This is a genomic window from Curtobacterium sp. VKM Ac-2884, from assembly GCF_015350945.1.
Taxonomy (GTDB): domain Bacteria; phylum Actinomycetota; class Actinomycetes; order Actinomycetales; family Microbacteriaceae; genus Curtobacterium.
The window spans coordinates 721149-739248 of record NZ_JADKSA010000002.1 but is presented as its reverse complement, the minus strand read 5'-3'; the positions used below and the strand labels follow the sequence as shown (position 1 = coordinate 739248).

Sequence of the window (18100 nt, the reverse complement as noted above, 5' to 3'; positions counted from 1 at the left end):
ACCAGCACCCCCGCCGGAACCAGGTTCCGGACACAGCACCGCGGAAACGCCTGGTGCGGTGTCCGGAACCTGGTGTCGTTTCGGCAGGTCCGTCAGTCGCGCAGCAGGCCCGCTGCGCGGAGGTCGTCCCACAGGGCCTCCGGCACCACGGCCGCGGCCCGGGCGACGTTCGAGCGCACCTGCTCGGCGGACTGCACGCCGAGGGCGATCGCGGCGACCGCAGCAGCACGACGCGGGAACGCCAGCGCCGCCTCGGGCAGCGTGACGCCGTGCCGCTCGCAGACGTCGGCGATCGCGTTCGCCCGCGCGACGAGTGCTGCCGGGGCCGTGGCGTAGTCGTACGTCGCGGTGGCGTCCGGCCGGTCCTGCCCGAGCAGTCCCGAGTTGTAGACCCCGACCGCGACGACCGCGACACCGAGCGAGGCGCACCGTGCGACGAGCTTCGCAGCCGGCTGCTCCAGGAGCGTGTACCGCCCTGCGAGCATGACCACGTCGCACAGCCCGGTGGACACCGCGGCGTCGAGGGCCTCGACCGAGTTCGACCCGACGCCGACGGCACGGACCACGCCCTCGTCCCGCAGCTCGGCGAGCGTCGGCAACGCCTGCGTCAGGCCGTCCTCGAGCGAGTACACGTCGGGGTCGTGCAGGTACGCGACGTCGACGTGGTCGAGTCCGAGCCGCCCGAGCGACTCGTCCAGTGACCGCCGCACGCCCGACGGCGACGGGTCCCACTGCCGCACGGTGTCGTTCGGCACCGCGAACCCGCCGGAGGCCAGGTCGTCCCCGTCGCCACGCCCGGGGACGAGCACCCGCCCGACCTTCGTCGACACCAGGAACGAATCGCGCGGACGGTCGGCGAGCGCCGCCCCGAGTCGTCGCTCCGACAGCCCGAGGCCGTAGTGCGGCGCGGTGTCGAACCCGCGCACGCCGGCGTCCCACGCCGCGTCGACGGTGGCACGGGCCTCGTCGTCGGACACCGTCCGCAGCAGGTTGCCGATGCCGGCGCCGCCGAACCAGAACGGGCCGCGGTCGAGGTCCGTCATGCGTCCACCTGGTCCGCCAGGGACCAGACCCGCGGCACGCCGTCGTCGTTCCCCGAGTAGTCGTCGTCGGCCTCGAGCAGCGGGTTGATGGTCTCCTGCCACTCCGCGTTGACCGGGTCGTCGGCGAGCGCCCGGCGCATCGCGCGGTAGTCCTCGACCTCGATGAGGTGGACCAGGTCCTGCCCGTCCCGCCACACCGTCCAGTCGTGCACCCCGGCATCACGCAGCCGGGCCGCGAGCGCGGGCGGGATCGACGCGTGCACGGCGTCGTACGCGGCCTCGTTCCCCGCCCGCAGTCGGGTCCTCGACAGGATGCGCTGCATCAGTCGCGCAGGAACAGTTCGACCACCGGCACGGCGACGTCCGGTCGCACGATCGGCAGCGTGAGCGTCAGCGTCCCCGCCGGCTGCCCGCCGAGCCCGGTGTTCTGCGCACGGGTCCCGGGCGGGATCTCGCGGAAGTGCAGCTCCGACGCGTCGTTGAGCAGCTGGGCGTAGGCGACACGACCGGCCAGGTCGGGCAGGTGCACGTGCTCGAACGGCCACGCGAACAGGTGCAGGTACAGGCGGTTGCCGTTCTGCGTGTACACGGTGTTGCGCGGCGCGACGAACGACGACGGTCCGGCACCGTAGACGGAGCGGGCGTGCTGGTGCATCCACGTCCCGATGCCGTCGAGGGTCTGACGCGAGACCCCGTCGAACTCGCCGCGGCCGGTGGGGCCGATGTTGAGCAGCATGTTCCCGTTGTTCGAGACGCCGTCGACGAGCATGCGGACGAGCAGATCGACGGGCTTGAGGTTCACGTTGTCGCGGTCGTAGCCCCACGACCCGTTGAGCGTCTGGCAGGCCTCCCACGGCACCTGGGCGCCGTCGACCTCCATCGGCTTGTCCGGCTGGTACTGCTCCGGGGTGACGATGTCACCCGGCAGGTCGAGCCGGTCGTTGACGATGATGCCGGGCTGGAGCCGCCTGGTCAGTTCGAGCAGTTCCGAGGACCCCCAGTCGTCGCGACCCTTGCCGCCCCAGATGTCCTCGTGGTCGTTGTCCCGGTACGAGAAGTCGTAGAACAGGTAGTCGACCTGCCCGTAGTCGGTGAGCAGCTCCTCGACCTGCCCGTGCAGGTACTCCCGGTAGCGCGACATGTCGCGGCCCTGGTTGAACGCCTCGATCTCCTCGGGCGAGTCGTCGCGCCGGGGGTGCACGCCGTCGACGGTGAAGTCCGGGTGGTGCCAGTCGATGAGCGAGTGGTAGAAGCCGACCCGCAGCCCCTCGGCCCGGACGGCGTCGACGAACTCGCGCACGATGTCGCGGCCGAAGGGGGTGTTCGTGGACTTGTAGTCGGTGAGCTTGCTGTCCCAGAGGCAGAAGCCCTCGTGGTGCTTCGTGGTGAGCACGACGTACTTCATGCCGGCTTCGCGAGCACGGCGGGCCCAGTCGGCGGCGTCGAACAGGTCGGGGTCGAAGTGGTCGAAGTACTTCTGGTAGTCGGCGTCGGTGATCCGTTCGCGGTTCTTCACCCACTCGTGCCGTGCCGGCAGGGCGTACAGCCCCCAGTGGATGAACATGCCGAACCGGTCGTGGGTGAACCAGGCGGGCAGGCCGCTCGCGTCGGTCGCGGTCTGCGGCTCTGCAGGTGCGGTGATGGTCATGAGGCCAGTGTTCCTTTCAGAGGGGGGAGGGGTGTCACCGGCCGCCGAGGCCGCTGGTGACGATGCCCTTGACGAGGTGCTTCTGCAGCAGGACGAGCAGGATCACGGTGGGCAGCATCGAGATCACCGACGCCGCCATCACGAGGTTCCACTCGGAGCCCTGCTGGCCGAAGAACTGCTGCAGGCCGAGTGGGATGGTGCCGCGGGCCTCGACGTCGTTGACGATGACGAGGGGCCAGAGGAACGAGTTCCAGTACGAGATGAACGAGAACACCGCGAGGACGGCCATGGTCGGTCGGGCGAGCGGCATCATCACCGAGAAGAAGGTCCGGATCGCGCCGGCCCCGTCGACCCGGGCGGCGTCGTCGAGTTCCTGCGGCACGGTCAGGAAGAACTGCCGGACCAGGAACGCGCCGAGGGCCGTGAACGCCCACGGGATGATGAGTGCCTGGAACGTGTCGACCCAGCCGAAGCCCTGCATCATCACGTACATCGGGATGACGAGGACGTCCTGCGGGATCATCAGCGTGACGAGGAACAGCAGGAACACCGTGTTCCGGCCGCGCCAGCGCAACCGTGAGAACGCGTACCCGGAGAGCACGGCCACGGCGACGTTGATCGCCGTCCCGACCGCCGCGACGAACACGCCGTTGAGGATGAAGCGGGCGAACGGCAGGTAGGTGAACGCCTGCACGTAGTTGTCCCACTCGAGCGAGCGACCCCAGAGCGTCGGCGGGGTGGTGAACACCTGGTCGGCGGGCTTGAGGCTCGTCGCGACCATGTAGATGAGCGGCGAGACGAACAGGAGCGTGACGAGGCAGAGCAGGGCGTACCCGATCGCGTGCCGGACCCGCCCCGGTCGTGGCGCGGACTTCGTCCTGGCGACGGCTCGGGGGTTGACCGTCCGGTTCGACGTGGTGGCACCGACGTGCCCGCGGACCGCTTCACTCATAGTGCACCCACCGCTTCTGCCCGAGGAACTGGACGGCCGTGATCCCGAGGATGATGACGAACAGCACCCAGGCGCCGGCCGAGGCCAGACCGAGCTGCTGGTTCTGGAAGCCGGTGTTGTAGATGTACTGCACGAGGGTCTCCGTCGCGGTGCCCGGCCCACCCTTGGTGAGGACGAACGGCTGCACGAACACCTGGAACGAGGTGATCAGCGTCATCATCGTCGCGAAGAACACCGACGGCGAGATGAGCGGGAACTTGATGGCCCAGAACGTCTGCCAGGCGTTCGCGCCGTCGAGCTGCGACGCCTCGATCTGGTTCTCCGGCACGGCGTCGAGCGCCGCCGAGAAGATCAGCATGTTGTAGCCGAAGCCCTGCCAGACGCTCATCGCGACGATGGCGAGCATCGCCCAGTGCTCATCGGCGAGGAAGTTCGGCGCGTGCACGCCCACGGTGGACTGCAGTGACGCGTCGATCGCCCCACCGGGCTGGTACAGCATCCGCCAGACCACGACGTTCGCGACGATCGGCGTGATGGTCGGGATGAAGAACAGGACGCGGAAGACGTGCCGGCCGGCCATCCGCGGTGTCAGCCAGGCGGCGAGCCCGAGCGACACGACGAGGTTGAGGGGCACGTAGAGCACCACGAACAGCGCCGTGTTGAGTGCGACGGTGCGGAAGACCGGGTCGGCGAAGAGCCGGGCGTAGTTCTCGATGCCGGCCCAGCTGCGCTCGCCGAGCATGGGCCAGTTCATGAAGCTGACGACGAGTGAGGCGATGATCGGGAACGCCGTGAAGACGACGAGTCCGATCGAGTGCGGTGCCGCGAACGCGGCACCCCACCAGGAGCGGCGCCCGAGCGCGCTCGTGTCCTCGCCGTCCTTCCGCCGCGGGGTGGCGGCTCCGACCGCGACCGCGGTCGCGACCGCGGGGACGGCCGCTTCGGCCGGTGGGTCCTGGATGGTGGTCATGCGACGACCTCCTCGTCGTTCGCGCGGTCCTGAACAAGGGATGGATCGGACGGGAGGCCCGTGGCGGGACCGCAACGGGCCTCCCGTCCGATCACTGGTTCAGCTGGTCACTGCGTACCGAGCTGGCCGGCGATGGAGGACATCGACTCCTTGCCGGAGGTCTGCCCGTTCACCGCCTGCAGCGCGTACTGCGTGAACAGCTGTGACAGCTGGTCGCTCTGCTTGTTCCCGAGGAGCGGCGACGACTTCGCGAGTCCCGCCTTGAGCGCGGCCTCGGCGCCGTCGATGCCGGCGCTCGAGTACCACGCCGACTGGGCAGCGGTGCGGCCGGGGAAGGCCCGTCCCGCTTCGGCGAGCGACGTCAGGACCTTCTCGCTGGTCATCGTCTGGACGGCCTTGAACGCCTGCTCCGGGTACTTGCACTGCTTCGAGACACCGAAGCCGGAGCCGGCGGCGAAGGTCGACGGACCGGACGTCCCCGCGGGGAGCGTCGTGACCCCGAGGTCGAACTTCACCTTGGCCTTCTGGCTGATGAGCGACCACGGACCGTCGGTGTACATCGCGACCTTGCCGGCGGCGAAGTCGTTGCCCGGCGTCGACGAGTCCGACGACGCCTGCGTCGCGTAGCCCTTCTCCACCAGTGTCGAGAGCCAGTCGAGGCCGTCCGCGAACTTCGCGTTCGACGCGTCGAGCTCACCGTCGGACGTGATCACCCGGCCACCGTTGTAGCCGTAGACCATCGACTCGAGGTTGAGGTCGCCGACCGTCGAACCGAACATGGTGATGCCCTTCGCCTTGAGCGCGGCACCCGCCGCCTCGAAGTCGTCGACGGTCCACCCCGGCTTCGGCTCGGCCACCCCGGCCTTCGTGAAGACGTCCTTGTTGTAGAACATCATGATGGGGCCGGTGTCGTAGGGCAGGCCGTAGAGCTTCCCGTCGACCTTCATGCCGTCGAGCGCGGTGCTGTCGAACGCGGACAGGTCGGTGCCGTCCTTCTTCGCGAGGTCGTCGAGTGGCAGCAGCGACGACGTGTAGTTCGCGGTGCGGAGCGACTGCATGCTCACGACGCACTGGGCGCCGCCGGCACTCAACTGCGTGCTGAGCTTCGTGAAGTAGTTCTCGAACGGCGCGCCCTGGATCGTCAGGGTGATGTCGTCCTCGGTCTTCACGGTGTCGGCGACCTTCTGCCAGGCGGCCTTGTCCTCCTTCCCGGCGATCCACATGGACCAGGTCAGGGCGTCCTTCGACTGGCTTCCGCCGGCACTGCTGCCGGAGGAACAGCCGGTGAGCACGAGGGCCGCGGCAGCTGCTGCCGCGAGCCCGGTGATGATGCGTCGTCGTTGCATCGGAGTCTCCACTTCGTCGTGGTGATGGGGTGTGTGGGGTGGGATCAGGCGACGCGGACCGCGTCGGGGACCGTCTCGGTGTCGACCACGGCCCAGGCCGGGCCGTCCGGGAACGCGTAGGCGTCGAGGGAGTCGGCGAGCATCTCGGTGCCGGCTCCCGGAGCGGTCGGCGGCCAGTAGCGGCCGTCGTGGACGTCCACCGGGGTCACGAAGTGCTCGTGCAGGTGGTCGACGAACTCGATGCAGCGGGTGTCGAGGTCGCCCGTCAGCGCGACGGCGTCGAACATCGACAGGTGCTGCACCGCCTCGCAGAGGCCGACCCCGCCGGCATGCGGGCACACCCGGACGCCGTGCTTCGCGGCGAGCAGCAGGATCGCGAGGTTCTCGTTGACCCCCGCGACCCGGGTGGCATCGATCTGCAGCACGCTCATCGCGCCGGCCTGGATGAGCTGCTTCGCGATCACCCGGTTGGCCATGTGCTCGCCGGTCGCGACCGGGATCGGGGCGATGCGCCGGGCGATCTCGGCGTGCCCGAGGACGTCGTCGGGGCTCGTCGGTTCCTCGATCCAGGCGAGGTCGAACGGGCGCAGCCGCTCGATCCAGGTCACGGCCTCGTCCACGTCCCAGCGCTGGTTGGCATCGACCGCGATGCGGATGTCCGGGCCGACCGTGGTGCGGGCGATGCCCATCCGGCGGACGTCCTCGTCGATGTCGCCGCCGACCTTGAGCTTGATCTGGGTGAACCCCTCGTCGACGGCTTCGCGGCAGAGGCGCGCCAGCTTCTCGTCGTCGTAGCCGAGCCAGCCCGGGGTGGTCGTGTACGCCTGGTAGCCCTGCGCTTCGAGCCGGGCCCGACGGGTCGCACGGTGCGGTTCGGCGGCCCGGAACAGCTCGAGCGCCTCGGCCGGGGTGATCGCGTCGGTGAGGTACCGGAAGTCCACCAGGTCGACGAGCTCCTCGGGGCTCAGGTCGGCCAGCAGCGCCCACAGCGGCTGCCCCGCGCGCTTCGCCCGGAGGTCCCAGAGCGCGTTCACCACGGCGCCGATCGCCATGTGCATCACGCCCTTCTCCGGGCCGAGCCAGCGCAGCTGCGAGTCGTGGACCATCGCACGCCAGGTGCCGCCCATGTCGGCGAGGACCGCTTCGGCGTCGGCACCGACGACGTGCCCACGCAGGGCGGCGATCGCGGCTTCCTGCACCTCGTTGCCGCGGCCGATCGTGAACACGAAGCCCGTACCGACGTGTCCGTCCAGGGCGTCGGTCGTGATCTCGACGTACGCGGCGGAGTAGTCGGGCGCGGGGTTCATGGCGTCGGATCCGTCGTGCTCCCGAGAGGTCGGGAAGCGGATGTCGCGCACGTGCAGACCGGTGATGCGGCTCATTCGTGTCTCCTGCCGTCCGGTCTCCGTCGACCGAACGAGGCAATCAAAACATCGGATGTCTCGCGCGTCAAGAGAACTCTTCGTCACGTTCTGGTCTCGAACGGGGCCGAGTCGTCGGATGGCTGCGCGTCGCGTCGGCGTGGATTGCGGCGGCGTGGCCGATCCGCGAAAGCGACAGATCCCCGCCAACTGTTCGCGGGGATCTGTCGCGCTCGCGGCACTGTCGACAGTGGAGCGCGCGCATCTGTCGCTTCGGCGGGGCGACCGGACCAGGGACGGGAGGCGCGGTGCGGGTCGGACCCGCACCGTCCCTCCGGACACGGCCGCCGCGCCGCTGGCGCGTCGCGTCGGTACCGGCCGGTGGGGCCCACCTCCCGTCCGTGGTCGCGTCTCAGGCGGCGGCGAGTCGGCCCATCTCGGCCACCACGCCGCGGAGGCGGTCCGCCAGCTCGTCGCGCGAGCCGTCGGCGAAGCGGTGTGCCGACTCGATGAGCGCCGCCATGACGAGCGTCACCGCGGTCCGTGCGGAGTCCACGTCGGTGCGCTCGGCGGCGACGGTGAACACGGCGAGCCGGGCACGCGCCATCCACTGCAGCATCGCGGGCACCATCTCCGGTCGCGCCTGCACGAGTTCCTTCATGCGCCGGCGGTCCGCTGGCAGTGTCACCGTCCGGGCGACGAGGTCGCAGAGGTCCGACACGAGCGTGCCCCCCGCGGTCAGGAACGCCTGCCGTGCCGCCTCGGGCACCGAACTCTCGGGGAGCCCGAGTGCCGCGTCGCCCTTCGACGGGAAGTAGTTGAAGAAGGTGCGGGGCGAGACGCCGGCGTCCGCGCAGATCTCCTCGACGGTGACACCGGCGAGGCCCCGGTCGGAGACCAGGGCCAGTGCGGCCTGGTGGATCGCGTGCCGGGTCTGCTGCTTCTTGCGTTCCCGCAGGCCGCTGTCGCCTGCCGGGTGCGATTCGATCGTGCTCACTGCTGCTCCTGGTGCGGGTCGGGGCCTCCCGTCTGGTGACGAGAGGCCCCGGTGGCCGGTCCTACGCGCGGTCCCGCTGCACGGGGATCGATCCGGTGACGGGGGCCGTGGGCGACCCCATCGTGTCGGCCGCCTTGACCGCCTGCACCTCGAGGTCGTCGGCGGTGCCGGCCTGGTCGGCCTGCTCCTGCAGGGCCGAGCTCTTGCGGAGCGGCGGCGCCTTGAAGAACCAGCTGAGGATGAACGCCAGCAGGATCACGGCGAAGCCGACCCAGTAGACGGTCACGGCCGACGCGTTGAAGCCGGTCATGAACGGCTTGGTCAGCGCCGGGGTCGCACCGTTGAGGTAGGACGTGTCGCTCGTCTCGCTGCTCGAGCTGCTGCCGTCGCCGGCTCCCTTGTCGATCTGCTTCGACAGTTCGGGGGCGAGCTCACCGACCCAGTACGAGCGCTGCGACGCGTCGGACCAATCGACCACGAGCTTGCCGTCCTGCACGCTGGCGTGCGCCTTGTCGGCTGCGGCGGTGAGGGCCTGCTGCTGCACGGCCTCCGGGGCGCCGGCCGTGGCCGTGGTCACCTGCGTCGTGGCCTGGTCGAGGCCGGACTGCACCTGCGACTTCACCGGGGTGACGATCGGGTTCCAGATCTGCTCCATGACGCCCGCGTTCGCCTTCGCCGTGGCGACGGTCGGGTTCAGGGCGGCGTCGAGCGCACCGGACAGGTTCTTCTGGTCCGCGGTGGCGTGCAGGATGTTCGCCGGCATGATCGAGAACAGGATGCTGAGCAACACCGCCGTACCGAGCGTTCCACCGATCTGGCGGAAGAACGTGGCGGAGGACGTCGCCACACCCATGTCCCGCGGCTGAACGGAGTTCTGCGAGGCGAGGGTGATGCTCTGCATGAGCTGGCCGAGGCCGAGGCCGATCAGGAACATGCCGATCATCAGGAACCAGAGCGGCTTGTCGATCGTCATGAACGTCAGGACGACGTAGCCGACCGAGACCAGCGCCGTGCCGATCACCGGGAAGATCCGGTAGCGACCGGTGCGGGCGACGATCTGTCCCGAGGCGATCGAGGCGATCATCAGACCACCGATCATCGGCAGGGTCGCGAAGCCGGACTCGGTCGGGGTCAGCCCCGTGACGATCTGCAGGTACAGCGGGATGGTCAGCATGGCGCCGAACATCGCGAAGCCGACCAGGAACCCGAGGATCGTGGCCATCGAGAACGTACCCGAGCGGAAGAGCTTGAGCGGGATGATCGCGTCGTCCTTCATCAGGGTCTCGATCACCAGGAAGGCGACGAGCCCGAGCGCACCGATCACGTAGCAGGCGATGGCACCGGCCGAACCCCAACCCCAGGTGCGGCCCTGTTCGGCCACGAGCAGGAGCGGGACGAGCGTCGCGATGACCGAGGTGGCACCCCACCAGTCGATGCGCGGCTTCGCCTTGGCGTCACCGAACTTCGGCAGGTGCAGGAAGGCGATGACCATCAGGAGCGCCGCGACGCCGATCGGCACGTTGATCAGGAAGACCCAGCGCCAGCCGGTGACACCGAGGATCGTGCTCGCGCCGGCGAACAGGCCGCCGATGAGCGGGCCGATGACGGACGAGATGCCGAAGACCGCGAGGAAGTAGCCCTGGTACTTGGCGCGCTCACGCGGGGCGAGGATGTCACCCATGATCGCGAGCGGCAGCGACATCAGCGCACCGGCGCCGATGCCCTGGAAGGCACGGAACGCGGCGAGCATGATCATCGAGGTCGACATCGTCGAGAGCAGCGAGCCGAGGATGAAGACCGCGATGCCGAAGATGTACAGCGGCCGGCGGCCGAAGACGTCGGAGAGCTTGCCGTAGATCGGCGTCGTGATGGTCGACGCGATCAGGTACGCGGTCGTGACCCAGGCCTGCTGGTCGAGACCGTGCAGGTCGTCGCCGATGGTGCGGATCGCGGTGCCGACGATCGTCTGGTCGAGCGACGACAGGAACATGCCGGCCATGAGGCCGTAGATGACGAGCAGGATCTGACGGTGCGACATGATCGGCTTGCCCGGCGTGCTGGCCGGGGAGTCGTGTCGTCCGCGCGACACCTCGACGGGTGCGGTGGCAGTAGACATGGGGGTCCTTCAGGGGTGCGTGGTGGTCGTCGTGCGAGCAAGGGACGCCGGAGCGTGTGTGGCGGGCCGTCGAACGGCGGGTCAACCTTGCAGACGCTGCAACTTTACATCACGAGCACGTTTGCCGCCAGCGCAAACTTGCCATCCGTGCACGTTCGTGAACGGCTTCTCAGGTAGCGTCGTCGGGCATGGGGCGAACTGCGTGGACGGACGTGCCGGCGGTCCTGCGCGACCGGGTGGAACAGACCCTCGGCGGCGCGGTGACGGACACTGAGTCCCAGACCGCCGGGTGGTCGCCGGGGAGTGCCGACCGTGTGGTCACGGCGACGGGGCGACGGGCGTTCGTCAAGACGGTCTCGCGATCGCGGAACGCCGATGCCTTCGCCCTGCACCGCCGGGAAGCCCGCGTGGTGGCGCAGCTGCCGTCGACCGTGCAGGCGCCGCCCCTGCTGGACGCCTTCGATGCCATCGTGGACGGCGACGAGTGGGTCGTCCTGGTCCTCGACGACATCGCGGGCAAGCACCCCGGGGCAGCACTCGACGGCAGGGACACCGCGGCGGTGCTCGATGCGCTGGACACCCTGCCGTCGGCGACGGGCGACCTCGGCACGCTCCCCCGGCTCGCCGACGACCTGCGCCACGAGTTCGGCGCCTGGGACCGGATGCTCGGCGACCCCACCCTGTCCGACCGGGTCGCCGAGGTCGTTCCGGCGCACGTGCTCGCCGCCGGCCCCGACTTCGCCCGCACCGCCGCCCGGGCAGCGACCCTCGTCGACGGCGAGCACCTCGTGCACGCCGACTGCCGTGCCGACAACCTGCTCGTCGACCGCTCCGGGGTCGTGTGGGTCGTGGACTGGCCGTGGGCGAGCATCGGTGCGCACTGGCTCGACCCGCTGACCTACCTGATCGACACACTCGTCCGCGGCGAGGACACCGACGTCGAGCACCACCTCGCCACCCACCCGGTGTTCACCGGTGTGCCCGCCGCCACGGTCGACGCCGTGCTCGCCGGTCTCGCCGGTCTGTTCTTCGAGCACGCACTGCCCCCGGCACCGCCGAACATGCCGACCATCCGTGACTTCCAACGGCGCGAGGGTCTGGCCGCTGCGGAGTGGCTGCTCCGCCGGTGGGACACGACACCGCACTGACGACGAACGACAGGCGTCGGGTACCCCGTCTGTCCAGCAAGCGCGGCACCACGGAGCGTACGGTCCCCCGCATGACTGATGAGCACCGCACTCCGCGTCCCGAAGACGACGCCGCGCGCCTCGGTCTCGTCGTCGTCGGAGAGGCAGCAGCGCTGCACTCCGGTGACGAGGCGGCACTGGACGCGAGCGAGCAGAACATCCGCGACACCATCGACGAGATGGTCGACGAACCCCTGACGCCACGCCAAGAACAGGTGGTCGAGCGACTGGCATCGGCCGGCGGGACCCTCACCGCCGGACTCAGCGGGGCACTCGCGGCGCAGACCGGACGGAGCGTCGACGACATCCTCGAGGGTGCGGCGCGCAGCGTCGTGTGGCAGCAGCGGCTCGCCGACCAGCGCGACGCTGCCGGCGCCGAGGACCCGCGCGACGCAGACCCGCGCAACGCGGACCCGCGCAACGGCGGCCAGCGCGAGGACGCCGGTGGCCAGCAGCGCGAGCGCCGGGACGAGAACGGGCGCGACGAGGACTGATCCCCGCCACGCCCGCCCCGGTACCGCGGAGGACTACTCGACCGGCTCCGCGACAGCCGTGGACTGCTCGCGTACGACGGCACGTGCGGCAGCCTGCCCCGTCGTCGAGCTCTTGACGATGTCGCTCAGGGTGAACCCGGCCGTCGTCCCGAGCAAGGCGTCGACCTCGCTGAACTGGCTGACGATGCTCTTCGACAGGGCGCCGGCGCCGTCGGAGGACACCACCGTCAGCTTGTCGATGTTGCCCATCGGCGCCGCGAGCTCGCGGGCGATGCTCGGCAGGGTCTCGATGGCCTTGACCCGCAAGACCGCTTCGGAGTGCTGCGCGAGTGCGTCGGCCTGGGCCTTCGTGGCGTCCGCCTCGGCCTGACCCTTGGCGCGGATCGCGTCGGCCGCTGCCTCACCCTCGGCACGGGAGGCGTCGGCGGCGAGCTTGCGCGCCTCGGACTCGGCCTTCGCCTCGGCGGCGATCGCCTCGGCGGAGATCCGACGGGCCTCGGCCTGGGCGCGGGCCGTCTCGACCTGGGCACCGGCGGCCGCTTCGGCCTCGACACGGGTCTTGCGCGCCTGCGCCTCGGCGACGGCGGAGACCTCGGACTCGAGCTCGGCACGGCGGAGCTCGGCACGCTTCTGCGCGGTGATCTGCTCCTGCTCGACGACGCCCTGCGCCGCACGGGCCTGGGCGAGCGGACCGGCGGCTGCGGCCTCGGCCGATGCCCGGTCGGCGTCGAGCTGCAGCGCGGCACGTCGGATCGCCAGGGTGTTCTCGGCCTCGGCGATGGCCTGGTCGGCGGTGGCACGGGCTTCTCGCGCTTCGCGGTCGGCCTGTGCCTCGGCGTTCTCCGCCTCGAGCCGGACGCGGGCGCGCTCGGCACGACCGAGGTCGCTGATGTACTCGTTGCGGTCCGAGATGCCCTTGATCTCGAAGGAGTCGACGTCGAGGCCCTGGCTGTGCAGGGCCTCCTTCGCGACGTCGAGCACCGCGACGGTGAGCTGGTCGCGGTTGCGGATGATCGTGGACACGTCGGTCGCACCGATCGACGCACGGAGCGAACCCGACAGGACCTCGCGCGCGAAGTCGTCGATCTTCTTCTCCTGCCCGAGGAACCGCTGCGCGGCCGCTCGGATCGAGGCGTCGGTCTCGCCGACCTTGACGAGCGCGACCGCTTCGACGTCGATCGTCACGCCGCGGGAGTCCTGCGCGTTGACGTTGATGTCGATCGCCCGCGAGCTGAGCGAGAGCTTCGCGACCTTCTCGAAGAACGGTCGGACGAGGACACCCGCTCCGAGCACGACCTTGATGCCGGACTCGACGGTCTCGGTGCCGTCGTCGTTCTTGACCTTGCGCGAACGTTTGCCGGTGATGATGAGCGCTTCGTCGGCGCCGGCGTTGCGGTACACGACCTTCGCGTAGATCAGCGCGATCACGGCGAGGACGATGATCCCCACGATGATCAGCGGGATGGCTCCGAGCGCGAACAGGACTTCCATGACTCCCCCTCCGGACCAGGCGCCAGCCTGGATTCCGCATCTGTTGTTCCGTCGGCTCCCATCCTAGGAGACCGCGCGGACGGACAGGAGGCGCGGTGCAGGATCACCTGCAGCGCGCCTCCTGTCGATGGTCGCGTCGGCGCCTACGCGCCCGCACGCCACCAGTCGTCGAACGGCGTCGCCGGCACCTGGCGCTTGTGCTCGGTCGCGCGGTACCGCGACTCGATCGCCTCGGCGACCTCGAGCGGCACGTCGTGCCCCTGCAGGTAGGCGTCGATCTCGGCGTAGGACAGCCCGAGGTTCGCTTCGTCGGTCTGGCCGGGCGTCTCGTCGAGCAGGTCCGCGGTGGGGGCCTTCTCGTACAGGCGGGCAGGCGCTCCGAGGTGCTCGAGCAGCTGCCGTCCCTGGCTCTTCGACAGGCCGGTGAGCGGCGTCAGGTCGACACCGCCGTCGCCGTACTTCGTGAAGAAGCCGGTGACCGCCTCGGCCGCGTGGTCGGTCCCGACGACGAGCAGCCCGCGCTGGCCGGCGACGGCGTACTGGGCGACCATGCGCATCCGGGCCTTGACGTTGCCCTTGACGAAGTCGCTCAGCTCGACGCCCGAGGCAGCGGTGTCGTGCATGACGCCGTCGACGCCGTGCTCGATGTTGACGGTGATGCCCGGGTCGGCTGCGATGAACTGCAGGGCGAGCTGGGCGTCGTCCTCGTCGGCCTGCACGCGGTACGGCATGCGGACGGTCGTGAACTCGGCGGGGTGCCCCTCGGCGCGGAGGGACTCGACGGCGAGCTGGGTCAGGCGCCCGGCGAGCGTGGAGTCCTGGCCGCCGCTGATCGCGAGCAGGAACCCCTTCGCGCCGGTCGTGAGCAGGTAGTCACGGAGGAACCCGACACGGCGGGCGATCTCCTGCTCCGGCTCGATGGTCGGCTGGACGTTGAGGTCCGCGGCGATGGCGGCTTGGAGTTCACGCACCACCCCAGTATCCCGCTGCACCCGCCGGTGTGCACAGCGTTCAGCGGACGGGTTCTGCGTCCACCGGCCGGATCGTGTTGTCGTGGTCGACGCCGATCGCGCAGGTGCAGACGACGCCGAGCGTCTCGGCGCTCTGCGTCAGCCGGAACCGCTCGACGTGCGGCGGGCCGACTCGACGGTCGAGCGGGTGGGTGTCGTGATCGTGCACGGTGGTCCTCACTGACTCGTGGTGGTGCGGATGTCCGGTGCGGTGGCGGTCCGAACCGCCACCGCACCGGAGGGCCCGAGGCGACCCGAACGCCGCGGCCCCGTGGAGACGCACGCCGGTACCCGCCGGCGCGCGTCGCAGTTCAGGGACGCCGGCGGCGTCGCGCTCGGAGCGCAGTGCGAGTCATGGGTCCCTTTCCCGGGCGGAGGTCCGCCGCTGCTGATCCATCCCCCGGCGTACGACGGGAGACCCGAACGGTCCGGCACCGGACCGAGGACGACGGCTGGTGAGGCCGTCTTCCTGTGCAAGGTACCAGTGGCACACCCCGAGGCCATACCCCCGTTCCGGGGCCGAACCGCGGGTGACCACGGTCAGACCCTCGTTGACAGTTAGAGATCAAACAGTTAGAGTCCTGATCATGCAGGCACCGGATCTCACCACCCCGCTCGAACTCATGCGGTGGATCGGATGGGCACAGCGCAAGGCGGCCGACGAGTGGGTCCGTGATCGGGACCTCACCCGCGAGCAGAGCTTCGTGCTCGGGTACCTGCAGCAGAACCCCGGAGCGATCCAACGCGACATCGCCGAGATCACCCGGACCAGCGCGGCCAGCGTCTCGAGCCTCCTGCAGGGCCTCGAGCGGCGCGGCCTCGTCGAACGACGACCCGACGCCACGAACGGTCGGACCAAGACGGTGCACGCCACCCCGGCGGGCATCGACCTCATCGCCGGCTTCACCGACGCGATGGTCGCCCTCGACGACACCCTGCTCGCACCACTCGACACGGACGAACGCGCCACCCTGCGGCACCTGCTGCAGAAGGTGACCGCGGAGCTCGCACCGCCGACGCGGTAGCGCCGCCGACGCGGTAGCGCCGCGGACCCGGTGACGCCACCGACGCGGTAGCGCCGCCCACGGACCGACGTCACCGGCGCGCTCGACGCGCCACGGGCCTCCCGGCCCCACCCCCCGCACGCGACGGCATCCCGTCGCGCCCTCAGCCCTGCCCACGAGGAGGCAGTCATGACCACCACCACCCCCGAGAACACCACCGCGGCCACCAACCGCTGGTACCTCTCCGCCGCCCCGATCGCCCGGGCCCTCGTGCACCTGTGTGTGCCGATGGCCGCTGCGATGGTCGTCAGCGCCCTGTACAACGTCATCAACGCCGGCTTCATCGGCTCGCAGCACGACACGTCGCTGCTCGCCGCGATCACCTTCGGTACCCCGCTGCTCGGCATCGTGATGGCCGTCGGCGGTGTGTTCGGCGTCGGCGGCAGTGCCCTGATGTCCCGCTTGCTCGGCGCCTCGGAGCACGACCCTGCCAAGGCGCAGGACATCAAGCACGTCGCCTCGTTCGCGCTGTGGGGGGCCGTCGTCACCGGCGCCGTCCTCGCCGTCGTCGGGCTCGTGTTCCTCCGCCCCCTCGTCGCCGTGCTCGGTGCCGACGCAGCAGCCGTCCCCGCCACGAGCGAGTACGTCGCCGTGATGCTCGCGTTCGTCCCGGTGCTCGCCTCGTCGTTCGCCCTCGAGCAGATCGTCCGCTCCGAGGGTGCCGCACGCCAGGCGATGATCGGCCTGGTCCTGTCGACCATCGGGAACCTGGTGTTCGACGTGCTCTTCATCCTCGTGCTGCACTGGGGGGTCGGCGGTGCAGCACTGGCGGTCGGACTCGCGAACGTCGTGTCGATCGCCTACTGGGTGACCTGGCTGCAGCGGAACAGCGAGAACGTCAGCTTCGCGCCGAAGTGGTTCACGCTCCGCGCCGACATCCTGAAGCCCGTCTTCGGCATCGGCGTCGGCGAACTGCTGCAGTCCGCCTTCCTGATCGTCACGACGCTCGTGCTCAACAACCTCGCCGCCGCCTACGGCGACGACCCGCTCGCCGCCATGGGCGTCGCGGTCCGCATCGCGCAGGTGCCGGAGTTCCTCGTGATGGGCGTGACGATCGGCGTGCTGCCGCTCCTCGCCTACGCGTTCGGCAAGGGCGACGCCGCGCGCCTCCGGGCCGCCCTGCGCGGAGCCGCCTTCACGGTCGGCGCGATCGTCCTCGTGTTCTCCGGCGCGGTCTTCACCTTCCGCGAGCAGGTGTTCACGATCTTCTCCGGCGACCACTCGGTCCTCGCGATCGGCCTGACGATCCTGACGGCGCAGCTCGTCGCCGCCATCGTGAACGGGTTCACGGGGTTGCTCACCTCGCTGTTCCAGGCGACCGGCATGGTGCTCCCCGCGATGGTGCTGTCGCTGGCGCAGGGCGTGCTGTTCATCCCGATCGTCATCGTCGGCAACCTGTGGTTCGGACTCGCCGGGATCATCTGGGCACTGACCGTCACCGAGGTCATCGTGTTCGCCGCTGCGGTGGTGCTGTGGCTGGCGTCGCGCGGGAAGATCGCGCGCGGCCTCGCCGCCGGCAGCGAGGAACGAGCGGACGCCGCGCTCGAGGAAGCGCCGGCCGCCGCGTAGCGCGGTGCGCGGCGCGCTCGCATGGTGAGCAGAAGAGGTCGGGTCCCGTTCCAGGACCCGACCTCTTCTGCTCACGAAGCGGGGGTGAACGCGGCCGGCGTCAGACGGGAGGCCCGTGGCGGCCGGGTGGCGGGCCTCCCGTCCGGCGCGTGTCCGGGTCGCGGGCGCGGCGCATGGTGAGCAGCAATGGTCGCGTGGATCTCGGCCACCCGACCATTTCTGCTCACGAAGTGCGTCGGGTGCGGCGCAGGAGGAGCACGAGGACGGCCCCGGCGGCGAGGACCGTGCCGGCGCCGAGCGCGACCCAGACACCCGGGGCGATGCCGGGCGCCGAGTCGGGCGCACCATCGGAGGCCCCGGTGACCGTCGCGGTCGACGTCGGAGTGGGCGTCACGGGGCCCGACGTGGGCTCCGTCGTCGCCGGAGTCGTCGCGGACGGCGTCGTGACCGCGGCCCGGTACTCGAACCCGTACGAGCCGTCGATCGGGTGCCCGTCCGGCGACACGTACCGCCAGAGCACCGTGTACGCGCCGTTCTCGAGGTCGACGGCCTTGCCCATCGTCATCCCGGAGACGGTCACCTCGCCCGTCGACAGGTCGGTGCCGTCGGCGTCGGTGACCTGGATCCGCAGTCCGGCGTCGAGACCGGCGAGCGGTGCCTCGCTGAACGTCAGATCGATCCGGTCGAGCGGTTCGGTGATGACCGCGCCGTCAGCGGGCGAGCTGCCGGTGAGCGCCGAGTGCGCCGAGGCCGGTTGAACCCCGATGAGCGCCAGGAGCCCTCCGACGACGATCGCGAGGGAAGCTGCCGTCGTTCGTCCTGTCCGCATGCACAGACTCTACAAGCCGTAGA

The 18100-nt window shown here is 70.2% G+C and carries 17 protein-coding genes; 4 read left to right on the top strand and 13 right to left on the bottom strand.

From position 1 onward, the window contains the following. Window positions 1–92: 92 nt before the first annotated feature. The 9 genes from ITJ60_RS08145 to ITJ60_RS08105 all read right to left on the bottom strand — a co-directional run bounded on the left by ITJ60_RS08145 (window position 93) and on the right by ITJ60_RS08105 (window position 10433). A complete protein-coding gene (locus ITJ60_RS08145) occupies window positions 93–1043 on the bottom strand; it encodes an aldo/keto reductase (RefSeq protein ID WP_194647554.1) in 951 nt (316 codons plus the stop codon). Continuing rightward, window positions 1040–1366, bottom strand: coding sequence for an L-rhamnose mutarotase (locus tag ITJ60_RS08140; RefSeq protein ID WP_111086326.1), 327 nt, complete (start codon window positions 1364–1366; stop codon window positions 1040–1042). The genes ITJ60_RS08145 and ITJ60_RS08140 overlap by 4 nt, the downstream gene beginning before the upstream one ends. Continuing rightward, on the bottom strand, window positions 1366–2691 hold the full coding sequence (locus tag ITJ60_RS08135; protein ID WP_111086327.1) for an alpha-L-fucosidase: 1326 nt from the start codon (window positions 2689–2691) through the stop codon (window positions 1366–1368). Before ITJ60_RS08135 ends, ITJ60_RS08140 begins: the two co-directional genes overlap by 1 nt. A gap of 34 nt (window positions 2692–2725) precedes the next feature. Beyond that, complete coding sequence (locus ITJ60_RS08130) at window positions 2726–3643, bottom strand: carbohydrate ABC transporter permease (RefSeq protein WP_123936827.1); 918 nt, start codon at window positions 3641–3643, stop codon at window positions 2726–2728. Further along, window positions 3636–4613, bottom strand: a complete 978-nt coding sequence (locus ITJ60_RS08125; RefSeq protein WP_194647553.1) for a carbohydrate ABC transporter permease — start codon at window positions 4611–4613, stop codon at window positions 3636–3638. The genes ITJ60_RS08130 and ITJ60_RS08125 overlap by 8 nt, the downstream gene beginning before the upstream one ends. A 107-nt stretch (window positions 4614–4720) precedes the next feature. Beyond that, window positions 4721–5959 carry an ABC transporter substrate-binding protein gene (locus ITJ60_RS08120; protein WP_228509889.1) on the bottom strand — a complete coding sequence of 413 codons (1239 nt, stop codon included), beginning with the start codon at window positions 5957–5959 and terminating at the stop codon, window positions 4721–4723. Window positions 5960–6003: 44 nt separating this feature from the next. After that, complete coding sequence (locus ITJ60_RS08115) at window positions 6004–7341, bottom strand: enolase C-terminal domain-like protein (protein WP_194647551.1); 1338 nt, start codon at window positions 7339–7341, stop codon at window positions 6004–6006. A gap of 391 nt (window positions 7342–7732) precedes the next feature. Further along, a complete protein-coding gene (locus ITJ60_RS08110) occupies window positions 7733–8317 on the bottom strand; it encodes a TetR/AcrR family transcriptional regulator (RefSeq protein WP_194647550.1) in 585 nt (194 codons plus the stop codon). A gap of 61 nt (window positions 8318–8378) precedes the next feature. After that, window positions 8379–10433, bottom strand: coding sequence for an MDR family MFS transporter (locus tag ITJ60_RS08105; RefSeq protein WP_194647549.1), 2055 nt, complete (start codon window positions 10431–10433; stop codon window positions 8379–8381). A 188-nt stretch (window positions 10434–10621) separates the two neighbouring features. On the opposite strand from ITJ60_RS08105, the gene ITJ60_RS08100 reads away from it, so the two are divergent. Together ITJ60_RS08100 and ITJ60_RS08095 are read left to right on the top strand one after the other, a co-directional pair. Beyond that, on the top strand, window positions 10622–11581 hold the full coding sequence (locus tag ITJ60_RS08100) for a phosphotransferase (protein ID WP_194647548.1): 960 nt from the start codon (window positions 10622–10624) through the stop codon (window positions 11579–11581). Between the two features lie 71 nt (window positions 11582–11652). Then, window positions 11653–12114, top strand: coding sequence for a hypothetical protein (locus ITJ60_RS08095; protein ID WP_194647547.1), 462 nt, complete (start codon window positions 11653–11655; stop codon window positions 12112–12114). A 33-nt stretch (window positions 12115–12147) separates the two neighbouring features. Here ITJ60_RS08095 and ITJ60_RS08090 read toward each other — a convergent pair whose 3' ends face one another. The 3 genes from ITJ60_RS08090 to ITJ60_RS08080 form a co-directional block, all read right to left on the bottom strand. Then, complete coding sequence (locus ITJ60_RS08090) at window positions 12148–13605, bottom strand: SPFH domain-containing protein (RefSeq protein WP_194647546.1); 1458 nt, start codon at window positions 13603–13605, stop codon at window positions 12148–12150. A 143-nt stretch (window positions 13606–13748) separates the two neighbouring features. After that, window positions 13749–14576: an ammonia-dependent NAD(+) synthetase gene (nadE, locus tag ITJ60_RS08085; RefSeq protein ID WP_194647545.1), complete on the bottom strand. Its 828-nt coding sequence runs from the start codon at window positions 14574–14576 to the stop codon at window positions 13749–13751. Between the two features lie 40 nt (window positions 14577–14616). Next, window positions 14617–14784 carry a hypothetical protein gene (locus tag ITJ60_RS08080; protein ID WP_165901387.1) on the bottom strand — a complete coding sequence of 56 codons (168 nt, stop codon included), beginning with the start codon at window positions 14782–14784 and terminating at the stop codon, window positions 14617–14619. Between the two features lie 418 nt (window positions 14785–15202). Here ITJ60_RS08080 and ITJ60_RS08075 point away from each other — a divergent pair, with 418 nt between their 5' ends. Continuing rightward, window positions 15203–15640: a MarR family winged helix-turn-helix transcriptional regulator gene (locus ITJ60_RS08075; RefSeq protein ID WP_123340836.1), complete on the top strand. Its 438-nt coding sequence runs from the start codon at window positions 15203–15205 to the stop codon at window positions 15638–15640. 168 nt (window positions 15641–15808) lie between these two features. After that, window positions 15809–17248, top strand: a complete 1440-nt coding sequence (locus ITJ60_RS08070) for an MATE family efflux transporter (RefSeq protein ID WP_194647544.1) — start codon at window positions 15809–15811, stop codon at window positions 17246–17248. Between the two features lie 223 nt (window positions 17249–17471). Here ITJ60_RS08070 and ITJ60_RS08065 read toward each other — a convergent pair whose 3' ends face one another. After that, window positions 17472–18077: a copper resistance CopC family protein gene (locus ITJ60_RS08065; protein ID WP_194647543.1), complete on the bottom strand. Its 606-nt coding sequence runs from the start codon at window positions 18075–18077 to the stop codon at window positions 17472–17474. Window positions 18078–18100: the final 23 nt, after the last annotated feature.